Below are 17057 nucleotides of genomic sequence, written 5' to 3'. Positions count from 1 at the left end.
TTACTCCTTCGAAGGTGGGGTGAGGACCAGGGCGGCATCGACGATGACGGCGCCCTGGTGTGGCGACTCTGCGACCAGAACGGGATTCAGATCCGCCTGGTCCAGCCAGTCCGCGCCGGCGAACAGCTCCGAGAATCGGACGATGAGGTCCACGAGGGCGGGCCGATCGTATTCGACGGCCCGGTAGCCGCGGAGCAATCGGCCCACGGAGAGTTCGTCGAGGGCTGCCTCGGCGTCTGAGGCGCCGAGGGGACAGCTGCGGAACACCGTGTCGTCGAGCAGCTCGGCAAGGATCCCGCCGGCACCGATCATCACCATCGGGCCGAACTGCGGATCCCTGACACCACCGAGGATGACCTCCAAGCCCCGGTGGAGCTCGGAGAGCAGCAACCCCTCCGGGACCAAACCGTTCTCGGTGACGATTCCGTCGAACTCGTCCAGGGCCCGGTCGAGGTCGGTCTGGTCTCGCACGCCGACGCGGACGAGCCCGAGATCAGACTTGTGGACGACTCCCTCGCAGAGTTGCTTGGCCACCAGAGGCCAGCCGATGCCGGCCGCCGCATCCGCAGTGGTGTCCCGATCGCTGACCAGGACCTCCCGGGGGGTGTCCAGACCGTGTTCCCTGAGGAAGGACTTGGCCTGGTGTTCCGTGGGCAGTTCGGGCAGTCCTGTGGGGCGGGGGGCCGGGGCAGAGCGGTCAGTGCGCGCCTCGAGATCAGCCTCGGGGTCCGCCTCGGGGTCAGCCCCGCCGAAGCCGAGCGTGCGGTGCATCTCCGCCCAGCGTGCCAGATGGGCCAGAGCCGAGAGCGCGGCATCGACCGAGCCGAAGTGAGCGGCCGAGCCGGCGGCGAGGACCTGTTCGGATCGCTCGGTCAGGTCGGTGGCGGTCCACGCCGAGATCACCGTCGGCTTCGTGCTGGCCTCCGCCGCGGCGATGAAACCCGGCAGCAGGCGTTCAGCATCGTGGGCGCTCCAGGTGGGGATGGCATACAGCACGAGGTCGAACTCGTCGGCGCGTTCGAGCTCGCCCAGGACATCACGCAGAAACTCGGCGTTGCCGATGACCTGGCCGGTGAGGTCGAAGGGGTTGCTGGGGGCTCCGAAGCGCATGCCCTGGGACAGAGCCTCGACGGTGGTCTCGGACAGCGCCGGCACCCTGAGGCCGAGTTCGCTGGCGCGGTCTGCCGCATAGCTGCATTCGCCGCCCGAGGGGGAGACGATCAGGAGGCGGTTCGAGGCGGGGGGATCCACCCGGGCGAGCAGGTCGGCCGTGTCGATCAGGGTGTCCACGGAGTCGACCTCCAAGACGCCCAGCTGGGTCATGACGCTGCTGAAGAGGGCGTGGGAACCGGCCAGGGCACCGGTGTGGCTGAGCGAGCTGCGCGCACCGGCCTCCGAGCGTCCCGCCTTCAGCACCAGGACGGGCTTGCCCTGGCGGTGGGCCTTGGACACGGCGGCGCGGAAGGCCGGGACGTCACGGAGCTCCTCGATGAACAGGGCGATCACCCGGGTCTGCTCGTCGTCGGCCAAGGCCTCGACGAGTTGGGCCACATCAAGGTCGGCCTCATTGCCGACACTGACGAAGCCGCGGATCCCGACGCCGCGCCCCTGGGCCCGGTTGAACAGGTTGACCGCCATGCCGCCGCTCTGACTGACGATGCTGATGGATCCTGGCGTGAACGTCTCGGTGATGTTCAGGGTGGCACACGCCACGACGCGGTCCACCACGCTGGCGGCGCCGATGCAGTTGGGCCCGACCAGCCGGCTGCCCCCAGCGCGGGCCAGCTCGACCAACTCGCGCTGACGGTCGTGCCCGGCGGCTCCCTCCTCGGCGAAACCGGCGGAGCACACGGTGATCACCTTGACGCCGGCGGCCACGCAGTCCCGGACGGCGTCGTGGACCAGCTCGCTGCGCACCAGGATCATGGCGGCGTCGACCGCCTGGCCGATCTGTCCCACGGTGGGGTAGCAGGGCAGGCCATCGATCTCGGTGTAGCGCGGATTGACCGGGAAGATCGATCCGGAATAGCCGGTCCGCCGGAGGTTGGTGAGGCTGCGTGAGGAGTAGCTGCCGGCGGTGGCAGAGGCACCGATGAGGGCGATGGAGCGCGGTGCGAACAGCGGTCCCAGGTCCAGAGCGGGCCGGCCAGGCCCCGGAGCGTCAGCACGGTCCGTCACCAGCCCGACGTCGGCGGGCCCGGTGTCCGTCTTCACGCCCGGTTCCCGCTGCCGGCCGGGCCAGCCCCTACCGGAGCCCCAGCGGACGGGGTGTCGTTGAGGATCTTGGCGAGCGCATAGGCCTGGCGGGTGGCGAAGACCAGTCGGCGTGGTGCGAAGGCGTCGCCCAACAGGTGGACATCGTCTCGCCGGGCCTGCAGATCCTCGAACAGTGTGGGGTCGGCCTCCCCGCCGCAGGCCAGGACGACCGAGTCGAAGTCCACCAGCTGGCGTTCGACCCCCGAGTACACGTTCCTGGTGGTCACTGCCGATTCCGAGATCGCAGTGACCTCCTCCATGAAGCGCAGCCGCACGTCCTGGGCATCCAGTCGGCCGAGGATCCCGCCGACGATGTACCGGCCGAGCAACTGCGCCGGGCCGTTCGTGGCGTAGATGACGCTGACCTGATGGCCCCGGGTGCTGAGGTGATCGGCCAGGGCGAGGGGAGGCATGTGGTCGTCCTGAGCCACGATGACCACGCGGTGGCCCGGCGTGGCGGTTCCGCTCAGGACGTCGCGGATCTCCAGGACGTCCTCACGGTCCGCGCCGGGAATGGACGGGCGCCTGGCGGTGGCGCCGGTGGCCAGGGCCACGACGTCGGCTCCATCGGCGAGCACATTCTCCGGCGTGGCCGTGTGGTCGAGTCGCACCCTCACGCCGAGGGTGGACAGGCGGTTCTCCTGCCAGTCGAGGTACAGGTCGAAGCGATCGTGCTTCGGAGCCTTTGCGGCGATCCGCAGCTGTCCGCCGAGTTCCTTGCCCGACTCCCAGATCTCCACCTGGTGGCCACTCTCCGCCGCAAGACCGGCCAGTTCCAGCCCGGCCGGGCCGCCGCCCACCACCAGCAGCCGCCGCGGGCGCCGGGTCAGCGGCCACAGCCCGTCGACCTCGTTGCTGGTGTGGGGGTTCACGGCGCAGCCGAACGGCAGCCCGTCGACGTAACGGCGGTTGATGCACTCGTTGCCGCCGACACAGGGACGGATCTCTGATGTGCGTCCTTCTCTGGCCTTGACCAACAGCTCACCGTCGGCGATATGCGCACGGGCCATGCCGACGACGTCGGCGTCACCGGCCGCGAGGATCCTCTCGGCGACCTCGGGGGAGTTGATCAGGCCGGTGTGGACGACGGGGAGGTCGATGGAGCGCTTGAGCTCTCCAGCCATCCCGGCCCACTGGCCGGCGTCGAATAAATGGGGCTGGATGTAGCTGGGGTTGCCCCAGGGCGTGCCGACCACGGAGTGCACGAAGTCGATCAGGCCGGTGGACTCGAAGTACTGGGCGATCTCGATGCCCTCCGCGGCTCCGTAGCCACCGGGCATCTCCTCCCGGAGGTTGAGTCGGATGCCGACGGCCATTGAATCGCCGACGGCCTCACGGATGGCGGTCAAAGCCTCCACGACGAAGCGCGCCCGGTTCTCCAGCGAACCGCCGTAGGCGTCCTGCCGGTGGTTGGTCAGGGGGGACAGGAACCATTCCAGCAAGTCATCATGGTTGACGTGCATCTCGATGCCGTCGAGGCCGCCCTGGAGGGCCTGCCCTGCGGAATAGCCGTACTCCTTGACGAACCACGCGATCTCCTGGGTCGATAGCGCGTGGGGCTGCTGATTGGTGACGGGGGCGCTGAGCCGCGGCGACGGTGCATGCGGAAAGCCGCCGATCATCGTCATCTGGCAGGTGACCACCGCGCCGGCCGCATGCAGTGTCTCGGTGGCACGCTGCACACGGTCCACGAAGTACGGCAGCCGGAAGTAACCACGGGTCTCAGCACTGATGCCCGAAGGCTCGAAGCCGGGGATGAACTGGTTCTGGATACGGCCGGTGATCCCCCCGATCCAGGCCACACCGGCCTGGGCACGCGACTCCAGATAGGCGATGGCCCGAGTGGCCTCGGCCTCGTCGGTTCCCCAGAAGTTGCCGATCGCCGAGTTGTGCGGGGGCATCATGACCCGATTGCGCAACTGCATCGGCCCCAACTGCACGGGCGAGAACAGATGCTCGAAGGAGGGCTGCTGCCCTCCTTCCAATTCGTAGTCATGATCCATATAGTTAACTTAGATCCGCGTTCGGGGTGAGTCAAGAACGCGACCGCTGTCCGTCCGCGGCTCGGCGACGTCTCGAGAGGGCAACAGCTCCCGACCGAGAAATCTATGCGCATAGACTCGCCGTGGTTGCCCTGAACCGGGCGGCCGCAGGGTCCGAAGATCAACGAGTTGGGAGATATGCATGTCAGGCGTCGGAGTCACGGTAGAAGAAAAGGCGGGCGTGGTCCGCATCCGGCTGGAGCGTCCGGAGCGACGGAACGCGTATGACATTGACATGGCCCGCGCCATGATCGACGGTCTGCAGTCCGCGGCCCGCGCGGAAGCCGTGGTGATCACGGGAAGCGGTGGCTCGTTCTGCGCCGGCGGCGCCTTGGGCCAGCTCAGCGACCCCGACCCGGAGGAACTGCGCGACCTGTTCACGACCTCCCTGCGGCTGGTCGACGCCATCCGCGCCTGCCCGCGTCCTGTCATCGCCGCCGTCGACGGGCCGGCTGCGGGCGGGGGCAACGAACTGGTCATCGCCTGTGATTTCGCCATCGCGACCGAGCGTTCGACCTTCGGACAGACCGGGCCCAAGGTGGGATCCGCGCCGGTGCTGGGCGCCACCAACCTGGCGGCCGTGCAGATCGGCGAGAAGCGGGCCAAGGAGATGTCCTTCATGTGCCGGCGGTATTCCGCCGAGCAGGCTTACACCATGGGACTGATCAATGAGGTGGTTCCAGACGACGGCCTGGACGCAGGGGTCGACCGTTGGCTGGCCGAGATCCATGAGTTGAGCCCGCGGTACCTCGAGATCTCCAAGGTGAGTTCGAACCTCTGGTGGAACGCCGCGAAGGACAACATGCAGTCGGGTCTGGAGACCCTGATCCAGGCCATCGGCAGCGATGACATGCGTGAGGGCAGTCAGGCCTTCCTGGAGAAGCGCAAGCCGCGCTTCCGTGACGCGGCGGCCAGCGTCGACGGTGGTACCCCGGGCGGCCGGTAGAGCCACCGACTGGCCTCGTCGGGGGCCAGTCGGGCTCGGGCCTTCTCGTTTGCTCCGAAATCTAGTATAATCAATACGACAGACGTGAGGATTCGCAGCCCGGAGTTGCCGCGGTCCACCATCCTGAACGTCGACAGCTCTCCGGGCGTCGTACACACAGACACACACATAGATCAGTTCAATGCAATTGGAGGTGGGGGCCGTGGCGGTTTCCGTTGTTGATGAGCATGCCGAGATCCGTAGCCTGGCTGCCCAGGTGGCCCAGGAGGTCTACGCGCCGATGGCCGAGGAGCTGGACGTGACACGCACGCCCATCTCCCTGGCCGAACGGAAGCGGATGGGTGATCTGGGATTCCTGGGCATCGCCCATCCCGAGCGTTTCGGCGGGGCCGAGGCCCCCTTGGCCCAGGCGCTCGCGGTCATCGAGGAGTTCGCGAAGGTCTGCCGACCTGCCGCATTCCAGATCTTCGAGTCGAACACCGGGCCGGCCCAGGTCATCAACCACCTGGGCACCGAGGAGCAGCGCGAGCGCCTGCTCCCGAAGATCATCACCGGTGACAAGACCATGGCCGTGGCCATCTCGGAGCCGGATGCCGGATCTGCCGCAACGGACGCCAAGACCACGGCACGCCTGGTGGGCGACGGCTACGTCCTCAACGGTTCCAAGCGCTGGATCTCCAACGGGGGCGAAGCCGACCACTACCTGGTCTATGCCCGCCTGTCCGACGCCCCGGGGGCCAAGGGGATCGGCGCCATCATCGTGGACAAGGAGATGCCGGGCGTGAGCTTCGGTGCTCCTGAGCGCCTGATGGGTTTCCGCGGGATCCCCTCGGCCGATGTGATCTTCGACGATGTCATGGTCCCGAAGGAGAACGTCGTGGTCCCTGCCGGTGAGTTCAGCTCCCTCTTCGGCGCCTTCTCCATCGAGCGGATGGGCAATGCGACGATGTCGCTGGCCATCGGCCAGGCGGCTCTGGACAAGACCCTCGACTACATCCAGCAGCGCCAGCAGTTCGGCAAGGACCTGGTGGAATTCCAGTCCATCCAGATGATGGTGGCCGACATGATCCTCCAGGTCGACGCTGCACGGCTTCTGGTGGACCGGGCGGCCAACAGCGTGCAGAACGGCATCCCCGATCCCCTGCAGGTCTCGCTGGCCAAGTGCACCGCCAACGAGATGGCCAAGAAGGTCTCCGACCTGGCGATCCAGGTGCACGGCGGCAACGGATACACCGAGGAGTATGGTCTGGAGCGACTCCACCGTGACTCGCACGGGTGGGCCATCGCCGGTGGCACTCCCTCGATGCAGCGGATCAGGATCGTCTCCGAGACCCTCGGTCGGCGCTTCGACCAGCGCCGCTGATCGACCCCTCCGGCCGGGGCGCCCGCCCCGGCCGGAGGGTGGCCCCCGGCGGGTCGGCTGTTCTGTACCCAAGACGTAGACAAGAATCGATTTTCGGTGAAAGCGGGATGTGCTGTGAGCGTTGACCTTAATGCGGAGACCGGTGTGGAGTCGGCCGGCAGGCTGTTCCAGTTGAGCGAGGGCCACCGGCAGATTCAGCAGCGCGCGCAGACGCTCGCTGCCGAGATGGAGACGGTGGCTCAGGAAGCGGATGAGTACACCGAGATCTACGAGCCGATGCGGGAGGCCCTGGCCGCATCAGGTCTGGCCGGGCATGTGGTTCCCGCGGCATACGGCGGGCACGCGGAGACGCTTGATCCACTGGCCATCTCCCTGATCCGGGAGGCGCTGATGTACACCTCGGCGCACCTGGACTCCCTCTTCGGCATGCAGGGCATCGGTTCCTACACGCTCACCGTCGGTGGTGCCGAGGAGCTCAAGCGGCACTGGTTGCCGAAGGTCGTCGCGATGGAGGCCATCGCCGCGATCGCGCTCACCGAGCCGGAGGTCGGTTCGGATCTGCGGGCCATCACCACCACCATTGAGGAAGTCGATGGCGGTCTGCGGATCCGTGGCCGCAAGTCCTTCATCACCAACGCCGGGGCCGCCTCCTTCTACTGCGTCCTGGGACGCGAGGGCGATGGCTACTCGATGGCCCTGGTCCCCGCCGACGCGGCCGGTTTGACCGCCCGCCCCGGTGATGACCTGATCGCCCCGCACATCCTCGGCGAGCTCGAGTTCGACGACGTGGTGGTGCCCGCAAACCACCGTCTCGGGGACACCGGCAAGGCCTTCAAGCTGATGCTCCAGGCGCTCGCGGTGTTCCGCGCCTCCGTGGCGGGATCCGCCGTGGGCCTGGCCCAGGCGGCCCTGGATGAGGCCGTGGCCCACGCCAAGACCCGGGAGCAGTTCGGCGCCCCGTTGTTCGAACTGGGCGCCGTCTCGCAGAACCTGGCACTGTCCTGGGTCGAGGTGGAGACCATCCGTTCGATGGCCTACCGTGCCGCCTCGCTGGCGACCACCGACCCCCTGGCCAATATGCACTTCTCGTCGATGGCCAAGGTGTCCGCGACCGAGACGGCCGGCCGTATCGTCGACCGGTCCGTGCAGACCATGGGACGCTTCGGCCTGGTCCGCGGCTCGAAGATCGAGCGGCTCTACCGCAACGCACGCCCGGGGCGGATCTACGAAGGGTCCACCGAGGTCCTGCTGGATTCCATCGCGCGTCGGCTGAAGAAGGAGACCCCGTGAAACCCGAGCTCGTCCTCGATGCCCACACCCACGTCTGGCCGGACAAGATTGCGGGGCTGGCGCTGAACGCCAATCCGGTGCCGGGTCTGGAACCCCGCGGCGACGGCACCGTCTCCGGGCTCGACGCGGCCATGGATGCACACGGCGTCACGGCCAGCTGCTGCCTCGGGATCGCGAACGAGGCACGACATGTGGATTCGGTGAACCGCTTCGTCGCCGACCTGGCCAGCGCGCGTCGGTATCCGGTCGGGACGATCCACGTCGACCTGTCCGTGGAGGAGAACATGGCCAGCCTGCGCCGGCACGGTCTCAAGACGGTCAAGATCCACCCGCTGTTCCAGAACTTCGCCCTCGACGATCCGCGGCTCTGGAACATCCTGGAGGCCTTCGGCTCAGAGATCTCGGTGATCACCCACGTGGGCGAGGGGGGGGATGCACGCACCAACGCGCTGTCCAGCCCGAAGATGATCTACGACATCTCGCGCCAGTTCCCCGATCTGACGCTGATGGCGTGCCACTTCGGGGGATACAAGATCCTGGATGATGCCGAGGAGATGCTCTCCGGTGCCGATGTCATCCTGGAGACCTCCTGGCCGCCGACGTTGACCACCCTGGCCCCGGATCGGGTCAAGAGGCTCATCCGCAACCACGGCTCCGAACGGATCGTCTTCGGCTCAGACTGGCCGATGACCAACCCCGGTGAGGAGATCGCCGCCATCCACCGGCTCGGGCTCACCGACGACGAGACCCGGCAGGTACTGGGCGGCAACCTCGCCCGCTTCCTCGACCTCTCCGTGTCCTGAGCGGCCGGTCGATGGGGAGGACGGGGCAAGACGATCTCGAGGATCTGCGTGGGCTCCGCCTGGGCAGGGACGCCCAGGCGGAACTCCTGGACGCGCAGACCGAGTGCACGTTCGTCTTCACCAATCAGGAGGGCTGGGCCAGCGGGGTGGTGATGACCTACCTCCAGCACGAGGGCTCCTTCTGGGTCACGGCCGTCGATGGCAGGATCCACGTCCGCGGCGTGGAGAAGGACCCGCGGGTCAGCCTGGTGATCTCCAATGCCGGCACGTCACTGGAGGGGCGCCGCATGGTCTCCCTGCGTGGTACGGCGATCATCCACCGTGATGCCGAGGTGAAGGCCAGGATCATCGATCGCTTCGCCCACCGGCACCAGCCAGGGGACCCCGAGGCCTTCATCCGCCTGTTGAGCAGCCCGAACCGGGTCGTCATCCAGTTCCACCCCACCGCAGTGGCGGTGAGCCACGACTCCACCAGGATGCCCGGAGACGGGCGTGGTGGAAGCACCTCAGGGTCCTGAATCCACTTCATGACGGAAGTCGGTACGAGGCTCTTGACTAATCGCTGATAATCATATTATCTATACAGTGATACGAATCACAGGGATGATGCCCGCGAAGAAGGAGTCACGTCATGGTTGATGCAGGTGCAACACGTCCCGCTGGTGAGGGCGAATCGGTGGTCGTCGTCGGAGCGGGCCTGTCCGGGCTGGCGACGGCGCTCGGGGTTGCACTGCGTGGCGGCCGGGCCATCGTGCTGGAGGCCTCGGAGCTCGTGGGCGGGGCCGCCGCCTACTCCGGGGGCCAGGTGTGGTCGGGTGCCAACCACGTCGCCGAGCGGATGGGGATCGAGGACAGCCTGGAGCTGACCGAGACCTATATCCGGGATATCGCCCACGACAGCCCTGAGGTGCTGGACGAGGTGGCGATGAAGCGCTGGATCGAGGCATCACCGGAGGCCTTGAAGTACTGGGAGGACGTCGGTGCCATCACCTGGGCCCTCATCCCGGGCCTGGCCGACTACCACAATGAGGCCAACGGCGCCCTGCCGGAGGGCCGCTACCTCACCAACGCCCTGATCGACGGAAGTGTGCTGGGGGAGTGGCGCGAGAAGTTGCGCTACAGCCCGTACTTCCCGGTCGGACAGACCTATGAGGAGATGCTCGGCAAAGGCCGGCGCGCCAGCTACGTCGAAGAGGACGGTCCCGCCAAGCACTCCCATGTCGGCCTGCCCGCGTTCGGCATCGCTGACGGCAGCCATGCGGAGGCCGAGGTCAGGGACGAGGACCCGTTGACCTTCGGTACGGGTGTCGTCGCTTCCTTCCTGAACCGGGTGATCGCCGAGCCGGGGATCGAGATCCGGCTCGAGCACCGTGTCTCCGAGCTGCTCACCGACGCCTCTGGCGCCGTGGTGGGAGTGAAGGCCGACTCTCCGGCCGGCGTCGTCCAGTTGGACGGCCCGGTGGTCCTGGCCACCAGCACCTACGACTGGGATCCGGAGCTGGTCGGCGAGATGCTCGGCCTCGGCCCAGAGGATTTCGGCAGCGTGGCCCCCGAGTCGCTGCGTGGTGACGCCATCCGGCTGGCCCGCGCCGTGGGTGGGGACATCGCCAAGATTCCGCCGACCGCGGTGCCGATCCTTCCCGGATGGCGTTCACAGGTCGGCACCGGATTCGGCTACGGCCCCGAATACGCGATGCCGCACTCGATGATCGTCGATGAGACGGGCAACCGGTACTGCAACGATTCCTACTGGGTGGACATCGTCGCCAAGACCTTGGACCCGAAGGATCGCCACCTGCCCTTCTTCCTGGTGTGGGATGACCAGCACCGGCAGAAGTACGGACTGGCCGGCACCCCTCCCGGCGGCGAATACCCCGAGGGCTGGGTCGAGTCCGCCCCGACCCTGCGGGAGCTCGGCGAGAAGCTCGGTATCGAGGGTGAGCAGCTGGAGCGCACCGCTGAGCGTTTCAGTGAGAACGCCCGCAAGGGCGAGGATCCGGACTTCGGCCGCGGAACGGTCACCTATGTGAACAAGTTCGCCGGGGATCCTTCGAACAAGCCCAGCCCCGTGCTGGGGGAGATCGCGCAGGGACCGTTCCACGGTCTCCGCCTGAAGTTCGTGGGCACCGGGATCGGCTCCAGCGGCGTGCGCATCGACGGCGAGGGGCGCGCCCTGGACGAGGGCCTGAACCCGATCGAAGGCCTTTACGTCGTCGGATCGGCGGCCGGCATGACCACCACGGGAACCGGCTACAACAGCGGCATCGCGTTGGGCCGCGGCCTGACACACGCGTACCTCGTGGCGCAGCGGCTGGGCGCAGAGCTCAGCGAACCCGCCGCGCTCTGACCGGGCTGTCCGCTCAGCAGCGGACAACCCTTCACGAAAATTCTATCCCCATCATCATCAGCATCATCTCAACAGGAAGGTTAGGGCCATGGCTCCTACACCACGACGTCGACTGCTCCAGGCCACCGCGGCACTGGCCAGCGTATCCCTGCTGGCCGCCTGTGGCGGCGGCGGCGGGGGAACCGAGGCCGGTGCCGAGAACGGCAGTGATGGCGGTGGCGGCATCGCCAGCGAGATCAAGCTCTCCGGGATCTACGACACCACCGGTCCGATCGCCTATGCGGGCGTCGGAGCCTCCAAGGGCATCAACCTGGCCATCGAGGAGATCGAGGAGCAGGGCTTCCTCGGCGAGGGGGTCGACCTCACCTTCGAGGAGACCGACTCCGCGAACGAGATCGAGCGGGCCTCCTCCGAGGTGTCGCGGGCCGTTGCCGACCAGGAAGTGATGGCGCTCTTCGGGCCGGTGGCCGGGCAGCAGGCCGCCACCATCGCCCCGATGGTGGAGCAGGCCGGCCTGCCGACCATCTTCAACCAGGCCGGTTCGGAAGGCGTGGTCATCGGCGACTACACCTTCCGCGCCACCGCGCCGATGTGGAGCTACTACGACATCGTGGCGGAACACCTCGCCGAGCAGGGACTCACCGACGTCGCCGTGATCTACAACGGCACCTTCCCGACCTTCGCCGAGATCGGCCAGACGGAGTTCCCGAAGCTGGCCGAGGAGAACGGCCTGACGATCACCGACTCCTACGCGGTCCAGAGCAACACCCAGGACTTCACCCCGCAGGCCCAGGAGATCGCCTCCAAGAAGCCGGACGCAGTCGTCATGCTCCTGATCGCACCGCAGTCGGTGACCGCCCTGACCCAGCTGGACCAGGCCGGTTATGACGGTCAGGTCATGGCCACCTCCGTCCAGGCATCCGGGAATGTCGCACCGGCCGGTGATCACGCCGCAGGCCTGATCTACCCGGTGGACTTCTCCGCCGTGCAGGAGGACGAACTCGCCGTCAACTTCGTCGAAGCCTTTGAGGAGAAGTACGACGAGACCCCTGACCAGTACGCCGCCGAAGGCTACGACTCGATGTGGTGGCTGGCCCGCGGCATCAAGGCCAGTGGCGACTCGAGCCGAGAGGGCATCCAGAAGGGCATGGCCCAGGTCGCCTCGGAAGGCTTCGACGGCGTCATGGGCGCGCTGACCTTCGAAGGCAACGACATCCGCGTCCCGGGGCTCCTCGTGGAGTGGGATGGATCCGAAGAGCACCTCGTCGAGTAGCCACTGAACGACGGGCCGGGGCGCCAGGCGCCCCGGCCCGTCCCCACATCGACTCCATTGTCGAGCTGAAAGGACTGGCGGCGTGCAAGAGCTGCTCAATACCCTGACCCTCGGGTCCATCTATCTGCTGTTCGCCCTGGGCATGGCCCTCGCGTGGAGCACCATCGGTATCCTCAACTTCGCGCACGGCGCCATCTTCGTCTTCTCCGCCTTCAGCGCGCACGTCATCTCGACCTACGTGCCGCTGTCCATGCCTCTGGTCATCCTGATCTCCATGGTCGTCGGCGCGCTGCTGTCCGCGCTCACGCAATGGCTGGCCTTCGAGCAGATCCTCAAGAGGTCGTCGAACCACCGGGCGGCGGAACTGAGAGTCCTCATCGGTGGCATCGGTGTGGCCGCCATCCCGATCGCGATCGTGGACCGGGCCACGGCGTCCGCCCCCTTCGGCTTCCAGGGCTCCACCTACCAGACCCAGGTCTTCGAGTTCTTGGGGCTGCGCATGACGAACACCTCGATGATCGTCATCATCGCGGGCGTGGGCATCGCCGTCGGACTGACCCTCTGGCTCAGATCCTCACGGCACGGGCTGGGCCTGCGCGCCATCGGCGTCGACTCCGAGACGGCCTCGCTCATGGGCGTCAACCGGACCGCGATGGCCATCGGCACGATGGCCATCGCCGGTGCACTGGCCGGCCTGGCCGGCTCCCTGCAGGTCTTCCAGCTGCAGGCGATGAGCGTGGAGACCGGTGACCAACTGCTGATCAAGGCCTTCGCCATGATCGTCCTGGGCGGCCTCGGCTCGATGGGCGGCGTGATCCTGGGCGCCTTCGTCCTGGCCGGGGCTGAGACCCTGATCTTCGCCGCCAACCTGGGGACCTGGGTGGACGCGGTCTCCTTCGGACTCATCTTCATCGTCCTGCTGGTCCGTCCGCAGGGCATCTTCGGACGCCAGGAGGTGCGTCGCACATGATGGATTGGTACATGTCGAACTCGGTGGTCGTCCAGGCCACCATGACCACCTTGCTCCTGGCGCTGAGTATCCAGCTCCCGCTTCGCATGGGAGTCTTCTCCTTCGCCGGAGTCGGCTGCTTCGGAATCGGCGGCTACACCGCGGCCATCCTGCTCTCCAAGTTCCAGATGGGCACCTGGACGGCGATCCTCATCGGGACGCTGCTGGCCGGCCTCCTCTGCTACCTGCTGGGTCTGGTCGTCCACAAGCTCACGGGGCTCTACCTCGGTATGGCCACGATCGCCTTCACGCTCATCGTCGCCGTGGTGGCCACCAACGGTGGCACGCTGACCGGCGGCGCCTCGGGCATCTTCGGCGCCCTGGGCGGCCTCACGAACCTGCACGTGTTCCTCCTCCTGGCCGTGGTCATCATCGGCCTGGCCATCTCCGAATACGGCCGCTTCGGCCGGAAGATCGATACCGTCCGTGAGGATCCGGAGCTGGCCGCCTCGCTCGGCATCAATGTGACCCGGTACCGGCAGATGGCCTTCCTGGCCAGCGGCCTCATCGGTGGCCTGGCCGGCGCCGTGACCACCCTGTTGCGCTCGACGATCACGCCGGCCGAGGTCAACTTCCACATGGTCGTGATGGTGCTGACCGTCATCATCATCGGTGGTTCCGCCTCCTGGCTCGGTGCGTTGATCGGAGCCGTCATCATCACGTGGCTGCCGACCATGTTGAGCTTCGTGGCCGATTGGGAACCGATCATCTACGGCGTCCTCGTCGCCCTGGCCGCCATCTTCCTCCCGAACGGCATCCTCGGAGTGGCGAAGGACCTGATCCGCCGCCGGAAGTCGCGGGACGGCATCCCTCCGGCGCCGTCACGCACGCCGGGCACGTCGCAGGAGCCTGACGACTCCCCGAGTGCGGCGGAACCCGAGCCCACCCTGTCCAGCCCAGGAGGAGCATCGTGAGCATCTCTCAACCAGACACCAACGCCCCCGACACCAACCAGCCGGAGGCCACCGGACCCGTCGCCGGACCGGCCGGGAAGCTGATCTTCGAGGCAGAGGACGTCGCCGTGCACTTCGGCGGCATCAAGGCCGTGGACGGGATCAGCTTCGGTCTGCCGGAGGGCAAGATCGTCGGCATCCTGGGACCCAACGGGTCCGGCAAGAGCACCCTGGTCGGCGCCATCACACGCCATGTCCCCCTGACCCGGGGGACCCTGCGGTTCCTCGGTGAGGACTACGGCGCCGATCAACCGCACAATGTGCCCCACCGTGGCATCGCGCGCACCTTCCAGACCGTCCGTCTCCTGGAGGAGCGCACCGTGGTGGAGAATGTCCTCCTCGGTACCGACTCCCTGGCCACGGGTAGCCGGGCTGCGCGCAAACTGGCCCACGAACGAGCCGAAGAGGCCATGACCCGCACGGGTTGTGAGCATCTGGCCAAGGTGCGTCCGGATGAGCTCTCCTACGGCAACCGCCGCCGGGTGGAGATCGCGCGGGCCATCGCCATGGACCCCAAGCTGCTGCTGGTGGACGAGCCGACGGCGGGGATGGGGCGGCTGGAGAAGGACGAGATCTCCGAGCTGATGGCGTCCCTGAGAGCCGAAGGCCTGACCCAGCTCATCGTCGAACACGACGTGCAGATGATGGTCGACACGTGCGACATCCTGATCGCCATGGACTTCGGGAAGATGCTCGTGGAGGGGGACCCCCGCGACGTCGTTCGGCACCCGGCGGTCCAGGAAGCCTATCTAGGAAAGGCGGCGAGCAAGAATGCTTGAGGTCACCGATCTACATGTGAGCTACGGCTCCGTCAACGCTGTACGCGGGGTCTCGATGTCTGCCCAGGCAGGCAGGATCACCCTGGTGCTCGGCTCCAACGGCGCCGGCAAGACCACCTCCTTGCGGGCCATCCACGGCCTGCTGAAGGCCAAGAGTGGTTCGGTGAAGCTGAAGGGCAAGGAGATCCTCGGCCAGCCCTCCCACCGGCAGGTCCGGCATGGACTGGTGATGGTGCCCGAGGGCCGCCGGATCTTCCCATCCCTCACCGTGGAGGAGAACCTCCGCATGGGTGCCTACACCGCCACGCGGGCGGCCACGCAGAAGACCATGGCCGAGGTCTACGAGAAGTTCCCCATCCTCCTGGAACGCAAGGGCATGCCCGGCGGACTGCTGAGCGGTGGCGAGCAGCAGATGCTCGCCTTCGGCCGCGCCATGATGTCCCAGCCGGAGGTGGTCCTGTTGGACGAGCCGTCCATGGGTCTGGCGCCGGCCATGGTGGACCGGGTGATGAACCGGGTCCGCGAGATCGCCGACACCGGGATCGCGGTCCTCATGGTCGAGCAGAACGCCGATGCGGCTCTGGCGATCGCGGACGACGTGGTCCTGGTCCAGCGCGGCGAGGTGGTGTGGACCGGCACGGCGGAGCAGGCGCAGGCGGATACCGCCTTGGTGCACACCTTCCTGGGGGAGGCCGCGCTGGGCGCCTGAGCCCGGCACCACCAGAACCGACGGCGCGGACCATGCCCGCGGCGCCACCCTCCACCCCTGCTGTGTGAAAGGCCATCTGATGATCCCGACCCGGTCATACCGCAAAGCAGTCGCCCTGGTGCTGGTGCCCATGCTTCTGGTGGTGGCCGGCTGCGGCGGTGCCACCACCGAGGGCGGTGCGGACGGGACCGCCGGCGGTGGGATCGCATCGGAGATCACCATGGTCGGTGTCCGTGACCTGACCGGCCCAGTGGCCTACGCGGGGGTCGGGGCGGCCCGCGGGGCCGAGCTGGCCGTGGCGGAGATCAACGAGCAGGGGTTCCTGGGTGAGGGGGTGACCCTGAACCTGGAGGAGATCGACAGTGCGGGCGAGATCGAACGAGCCTCCGCGGAGGTGACGCGGGCCATCGCGGACCAGGACGTCAGCGTGATCCTGGGGCCGATCCAGGGGCAGCAGTCCGCGGCGGTGGCCCCGGTGGTCGAAGCGCGCCAGGTGCCCGTGGTCTTCACCCAGTCGGCATCCGATGGCGTGGTCATCGGGGACTACACCTTCCGGGCCACGGCACCCATGCACACCTTCTACGACCATGCCGCCGAGTACCTGGGCGAGGAGGGCCTCACGGACGTCGCGGTGCTCTACAACTCGACCTACCCCACCCTCGCCGAGCTGGCCGAGACGCATTTCCCAGCCATGGCCGAAGCCTCAGGACTGGACATCGTGGAGAACATCCCGGTCCAGACGACCACGCAGGACTTCACGGCGCAGGCTCAGGCCATCGCCCAGGAGGACCCGGACGCGGTCGTCGTCCTCCTGCTCTCCGCCCAGTCGGTCACGGCGATGGCGCAACTGCGGCAGGCCGGCTACGAAGGCCAGTTCGTGGGCAACACCAACAACGCCGGCGGCAATGCGGCCGCCGCGGGCCAGGACGCGGTGGACATGGTGTATCCCGTGGATTTCTCGGCGGCCCAGGAGGACCCCCAGGCGGTGGACTTCGTGGGGTCCTACCAGGCTGAGTTTTACGAACTGCCCCAGGCCTACGCGGCCGAGGGATACGACGCCGTGTGGTGGGTGGCCCGGGCCATCCAGGCCAGCGGGGACTCCTCCCGGCAGGGAATCCGGGACGGCCTGGCGCAGGTCGCCCAGGAGGGCTTCACCGGAGCGATGGGCAAGGTGACCTTCGAAGGCAACGACATGCGGGTGCCCGGAGTCCTCGTCCGGTGGGACGGCGAGCAGGAGCTCATCGTCTCGGACTAGCACCCGGCCCGTCCTCATCCACGCCACACAGA

14 protein-coding genes are annotated in these 17057 nt (G+C 67.4%); 12 read left to right on the top strand and 2 right to left on the bottom strand.

Features of this window, described 5'->3' with window-relative positions; translation table 11 throughout:
• Nucleotides 1–2214: an acetate--CoA ligase family protein gene (locus ACSU1G_RS05795; protein ID WP_439278971.1), complete on the bottom strand. Its 2214-nt coding sequence runs from the start codon at nt 2212–2214 to the stop codon at nt 1–3.
• Nucleotides 2211–4259 (bottom strand): FAD-dependent oxidoreductase, encoded by a 2049-nt coding sequence (locus tag ACSU1G_RS05790; RefSeq protein WP_439278970.1) that lies wholly within the window; start codon nt 4257–4259, stop codon nt 2211–2213. Before ACSU1G_RS05790 ends, ACSU1G_RS05795 begins: the two co-directional genes overlap by 4 nt.
• 181 nt (nt 4260–4440) lie before the next feature.
• Here ACSU1G_RS05790 and ACSU1G_RS05785 point away from each other — a divergent pair, with 181 nt between their 5' ends.
• The 12 genes from ACSU1G_RS05785 (at nt 4441) to ACSU1G_RS05730 (ending at nt 17025) form a co-directional block, all read left to right on the top strand.
• Entirely contained in the window at nt 4441–5244 is an 804-nt protein-coding gene (locus ACSU1G_RS05785; RefSeq protein ID WP_439278969.1) for an enoyl-CoA hydratase/isomerase family protein, read from the top strand.
• A gap of 202 nt (nt 5245–5446) precedes the next feature.
• The gene (locus ACSU1G_RS05780) at nt 5447–6607 is read left to right on the top strand and encodes an acyl-CoA dehydrogenase family protein (RefSeq protein ID WP_439278968.1); all 1161 of its coding nucleotides are present in this window, start codon (nt 5447–5449) and stop codon (nt 6605–6607) included.
• Nucleotides 6608–6721: 114 nt separating this feature from the next.
• On the top strand, nt 6722–7897 hold the full coding sequence (locus ACSU1G_RS05775) for an acyl-CoA dehydrogenase family protein (protein WP_439278967.1): 1176 nt from the start codon (nt 6722–6724) through the stop codon (nt 7895–7897).
• Complete coding sequence (locus ACSU1G_RS05770; RefSeq protein ID WP_439278966.1) at nt 7894–8700, top strand: amidohydrolase family protein; 807 nt, start codon at nt 7894–7896, stop codon at nt 8698–8700. Before ACSU1G_RS05775 ends, ACSU1G_RS05770 begins: the two co-directional genes overlap by 4 nt.
• An 11-nt stretch (nt 8701–8711) precedes the next feature.
• Nucleotides 8712–9218: a pyridoxamine 5'-phosphate oxidase family protein gene (locus ACSU1G_RS05765; RefSeq protein ID WP_439278965.1), complete on the top strand. Its 507-nt coding sequence runs from the start codon at nt 8712–8714 to the stop codon at nt 9216–9218.
• A 113-nt stretch (nt 9219–9331) separates the two neighbouring features.
• Nucleotides 9332–11047, top strand: a complete 1716-nt coding sequence (locus tag ACSU1G_RS05760; RefSeq protein ID WP_439278964.1) for an FAD-dependent oxidoreductase — start codon at nt 9332–9334, stop codon at nt 11045–11047.
• Between the two features lie 88 nt (nt 11048–11135).
• Nucleotides 11136–12320, top strand: a complete 1185-nt coding sequence (locus ACSU1G_RS05755; protein WP_439278963.1) for an ABC transporter substrate-binding protein — start codon at nt 11136–11138, stop codon at nt 12318–12320.
• Nucleotides 12321–12402: 82 nt separating this feature from the next.
• Nucleotides 12403–13290, top strand: coding sequence for a branched-chain amino acid ABC transporter permease (locus ACSU1G_RS05750; protein WP_439278962.1), 888 nt, complete (start codon nt 12403–12405; stop codon nt 13288–13290).
• Nucleotides 13291–13301: 11 nt separating this feature from the next.
• A complete protein-coding gene (locus tag ACSU1G_RS05745) occupies nt 13302–14243 on the top strand; it encodes a branched-chain amino acid ABC transporter permease (protein WP_439278961.1) in 942 nt (313 codons plus the stop codon).
• Entirely contained in the window at nt 14240–15061 is an 822-nt protein-coding gene (locus tag ACSU1G_RS05740; RefSeq protein WP_439278960.1) for an ABC transporter ATP-binding protein, read from the top strand. Before ACSU1G_RS05745 ends, ACSU1G_RS05740 begins: the two co-directional genes overlap by 4 nt.
• On the top strand, nt 15054–15770 hold the full coding sequence (locus ACSU1G_RS05735) for an ABC transporter ATP-binding protein (RefSeq protein WP_439278959.1): 717 nt from the start codon (nt 15054–15056) through the stop codon (nt 15768–15770). Before ACSU1G_RS05740 ends, ACSU1G_RS05735 begins: the two co-directional genes overlap by 8 nt.
• Before the next feature lie 79 nt (nt 15771–15849).
• Complete coding sequence (locus ACSU1G_RS05730) at nt 15850–17025, top strand: ABC transporter substrate-binding protein (RefSeq protein ID WP_439278958.1); 1176 nt, start codon at nt 15850–15852, stop codon at nt 17023–17025.
• Nucleotides 17026–17057: the final 32 nt, after the last annotated feature.

It is taken from the genome of Microbacterium sp. A93, from assembly GCF_051842835.1.
Note: the sequence above shows the minus strand (reverse complement) of the source record. Positions and strands in the feature narration are given on the sequence as shown.